Below are 3870 nucleotides of genomic sequence, written 5' to 3'. Positions count from 1 at the left end.
GCAACTCGCGCGGGTGGCTGGTTGGGAATCGGAAATGATCCTCGTTACTCTAAATCCCGCTGCTTTGACCCTTATCCGTTTCCGGACGTGAACGAAGCATCGGCCAGCCGGCTCCGGGCGCTTGGCGAGGAACTCGACGCGACGAGGAAACGGGTGCTCACAGACAACCCTGATCTCACTCTGACGAAGCTCTACAATCTCATTCAAGCAATGAAGCAGAAGGTGGAATTCGACGAGGATCAGCAGGATTCAGTCAATCGTGGATTGGTGCTAATCCTCAAGGAACTGCACGACCAGATCGACGCGGCGGTGGCCGAGGCCTACGGCTGGCCCGCCGACCTGACCGACGAGGAGATTCTCGAACGCCTCGTCGCCCTCAACGCCGAGCGGGCGAAGGAAGAGGCCGCCGGCCATGTGCGCTGGCTGCGGCCCGACTACCAGATCCCCCGCTTCGCCAAGGGCGCGGTCGCCAAGTCGGGCGAGCTGGACCTGGGCGAGACGGTCGTGGCCATCGACAAGGGCCTGCCGGTCTTCCCCAAGGATCGCTACGAACAGCCCCTGGCCATCGAGGCCCTGCTGGCCGCCAGCGCCCGGCCGCTCACCTCCGCCGACCTGGCGCGCGGCTTCAAGGGCGGCGGCAAGCGCATCGAACAGCGCGTGGTTCAGGTGCTGAACACCCTGGTCCGCTATGGGCGCGTCACAGCCCTGCCGGACGGTCGCTTCACGGCGCGGCGGGCGGCGTAACCCCCTCCGTCGCCTTTGGCGACACCTCCCCCGGTGGGGGGAGGATGGTGGGGGCGGTCCCCCTTCCCGCGGGCGGGAAGGGGCGGTGCGTTTCGCTTCAGGCGTTGTGGTGGGCCGGGATGGGCTGGGTGTAGCCGTCGCGGGCGGCCTTCTCGGCGTCGTTGTGGGCCTTGAAGAAGGGATCGGCGCGCTTGGGGCCGAGGTAGCCGAAGAGGTAGGCGCCGACCTTGCGCATCTGGATCTCTTCCGAGCCCTCGGTGATGCGGTAGCGGCGGTGGTGGCGGTAGATGTGCTCGAAGGGCTTGTGGCGGGAATAGCCCATGCCGCCGTGCACCTGCATGGCCCGGTCGGCGGCCTCGCAGACCAGGCGGTTGCCCCAGTAGTTGCACATGGAGACCTTGTCGGAGATCGTCCGCTCGATCTCCTTGTGCTCCATGTTGTCCATCTCCCAGGCGGTCTTGCGGATCAGCAGGCGCAGGGCCTCGGCCTGGGTGGCGAGCTCGATCAGCGGCCACTGGATGGCCTGGTTCTCAGCGAGGGCCTTGCCGAAGGGCTTGCGGTCGCGGGCGTATCGGACGCTCTCGTTGATGCAGAACACCGCCGCGCCGAGCGATGAGGCCGCCTGGCGGATGCGGTTCTGGTGGACGAAGGACTGACCGATGCCGAGGCCGCGACCTTCCTGGCCCCAATAACTGTCTTCCGGGACCCAGACATTGGTGAAGCTGATGCGCGGGTGGTCGGTCGGCATGTTGAACGTCCACATGTACTCCTCGATCTTCAGACCGGGGCTGTCCGCGGGGACGATGAAACAGGTGATGCCGGTGGCGTCGCCGTCCTTGCCGGAGGTGCGGGCGAAGCACATGACGTGGGTGGCCACGTGCATGCCGGTGGTCCACATCTTTTCGCCGTTGATCAGCCAGCCGGGCTGGCCGTCCTTTTCGTGGCGGACGGCGCGGGTTTCCATCCAGGTGGCGTCGGAGCCGTGGTTGGGCTCGGTGAGGCCGAAGCCGGTGCGCATCTTGCCGCCGAGCAGCTTGTCGGCGTCGCGCTCGTACTGGGCGTTGGTCGCGAACTCCTTGAACATCAGGATGAAGGGGTTGTTGCCGACGATCGAGTGCTCGGTCTGGAGATCGTTGAACAGGCCCAGGCCCTTGGCGGCCAGATGCTCGCGGATCACCGCCATGGCCAGCTGGCTGCCGCCCTTGCCGCCCATTTCCTTGGGCCAGGCGTAGCGCAGGTGGCCGGCGTCGTCGGCGACCTTGCGGGCGCGGGCCAGCAGCTGTTCCCATTCCTTGCGGGGCAGGCCGTTGTTGTCCCAGTCGGTGCGGGCGTGCTCGCGGCGGTGGTCGAAGAAGCGCTCGTTGTCATCCGCCCGCTGGATGGGCATGATCTCGGCCTCGATGAAGCGGTCGAGCTCGTCCAGATAGTCCTGGATGTCCTTGGGCAGATTGAAGTCCACGTCGATATCCTTCCCTCGGGTCTTGGCCGGCGCGTGGCGGACTTGACGTTGCGGAGGCGTTTACAAGCGCCCCGCAAGCCCGCCAGATCAGGGCCATTGTAGATCGCCTCGGAGGTTCCGCCGGGTCATGACTGTGGATGTGCGCGCAAGGCTCGACGGGCTGGCTGTCCGGCTGGCGGGGGAGGGCGCGCGCGTCGGCGCGGCGCAGCGGCTTTCGGGCGGCGCGAGCATGGAGACCTGGGCCTTCACCATCGAAGCGGGCGGGACCCGCGAGGCGCTGATCCTGCGGCGGCGGTCGGTTCCCTTCGATCCGGAGACGGCGCGGTCGATCAGTCTCGGCACGGAAGCGGCGCTGATCCGGGCGACCGGCGCCCGCGGCGCGCGCGTGCCCACGGTGCGCCATGTCTGCGATGACGCGGACGGCCTGGGCGAGGCCTATGTGATGGTGCGGGTCGACGGCGAGACCCTGGGCAAGAAGATCACCAGCGATGCGCGGTTCGACGCGATCCGGCCGCAACTGGCGCGGCAGTGCGGCGAGGCGCTGGCGCCGATCCACGCCACGCCGCCGCCGGCGGGCCTGAACCTGAAGACCGTCGACGGGGTGGAGGAACTGGATCGCTATGAAGCGGTCTATCGCGCCACCGGGGCCGAGCGGCCGATCCTGGAGCTGGCGTTTCAGTACCTGCGGGCGCACGTGCCGTCGCCGGTGGAGCCGGTGCTGCTGCACGGGGATTTCCGGAACGGGAACATCATGTTCGACCCGGAGACGGGCGTGGCGGCGGTGCTGGACTGGGAGCTGGCCCACATTGGCGATCCGGCCGAGGACATGGGCTGGATCTGCACCAATTCCTGGCGCTTCGGCCGCCCGGACCGGCCGGTCGGCGGGTTTGGAGACTATGCGGACCTGCTGGCCGGATACGCCGCGGCGGGCGGACGGCCGATCGAGCTCTCAAGGGTGCGGTTCTGGCAGATGCTGGGGTCGCTGCGCTGGGGGATCATGTGCCTGACCATGTATCTGTCCTGGCGGGACGGGGCGGAGAAGTCGGTGGAGCGGCCGATGATCGGGCGACGGGTCTCGGAAACGGAAGCGGACCTGGTGGTGCTGCTCAGGGAGGGTTTGTGATGTTGGGGCCGGAGGTCGTCTGCACCTCCCCCGCGGAGCGGCGGGAGGGGGACCACGCCCCGCAGAGGGCGTGGTGGAGGGGGCAAGCCTCAAACGCGGCGGGTGGATCGGCGATGGCGGGCGTGGCGCCTGTCGCTCGCCCCCTCCACCCCCCGCTCTACGGCGTCGGACTGCGCCGACGCCTCGCCGGGCGGTCCCCCTCCCGCCGCTTCGCGGGGGAGGTGAAATGATCACCCATCCGACCGCAAATGAACTGGTCGCCTCGGTGGCGCTCTGGCTCGAACAGATCCGGCCGACGCTGGATCCGCGGAATGCGTTCCTGGCGCGCGTGGCCGGCAATGCGCTGGCGACCGTGGGGCGGGAGCTGGCCGATGGGGCGGCGGCGGAGGCGGAGGCGGAGGCGGTGTCGCTGATGTCAGGCCTGCTGGGTCGCAGCGGAACCCACGCCGAGCTGAACGCGGCGCTTTGCGAGGCGATCCGGACCGGGGCGATGAGCGTCGAGACGCCGGGGCTGCTGGATGCGCTGACCACCATGGCGCGTCGG

The 3870-nt window shown here is 68.5% G+C and carries 3 protein-coding genes and 1 pseudogene; 3 read left to right on the top strand and 1 reads right to left on the bottom strand.

All coding sequences use genetic code 11. The annotated features are described in order from the left end of the window. Positions 1 to 744, top strand: a pseudogene (locus ACIQ3R_RS16315) (class I SAM-dependent DNA methyltransferase); the annotation flags it as partial. Between the two features lie 97 nt (positions 745 to 841). On the opposite strand, the gene ACIQ3R_RS16310 reads toward ACIQ3R_RS16315, so the two are convergent. Continuing rightward, positions 842 to 2203, bottom strand: coding sequence for an acyl-CoA dehydrogenase family protein (locus tag ACIQ3R_RS16310; protein WP_397419910.1), 1362 nt, complete (start codon positions 2201 to 2203; stop codon positions 842 to 844). 127 nt (positions 2204 to 2330) lie between these two features. On the opposite strand from ACIQ3R_RS16310, the gene ACIQ3R_RS16305 reads away from it, so the two are divergent. Then, entirely contained in the window at positions 2331 to 3326 is a 996-nt protein-coding gene (locus tag ACIQ3R_RS16305; protein WP_397419909.1) for a phosphotransferase family protein, read from the top strand. 226 nt (positions 3327 to 3552) lie between these two features. Beyond that, on the top strand, positions 3553 to 3870 hold a 318-nt coding region (locus ACIQ3R_RS16300), incomplete at its 3' end, for a DUF6285 domain-containing protein (protein ID WP_397419908.1).

Source organism: Phenylobacterium sp., from assembly GCF_044371015.1.
In the GTDB taxonomy this organism is placed as follows: Bacteria; Pseudomonadota; Alphaproteobacteria; order Caulobacterales; family Caulobacteraceae; genus Phenylobacterium.
The sequence above is the reverse complement of the archived record's forward strand: the minus strand, read 5'-3'. Positions and strand labels throughout refer to the sequence as shown.

Excerpts from the sequence above, each read along its gene's own strand:
- ACIQ3R_RS16305 (WP_397419909.1), top strand. The coding sequence starts at position 2,331 with ATGACTGTGGATGTGCGCGCAAGGCTCGACGGGCTGGCTGTCCGGCTG.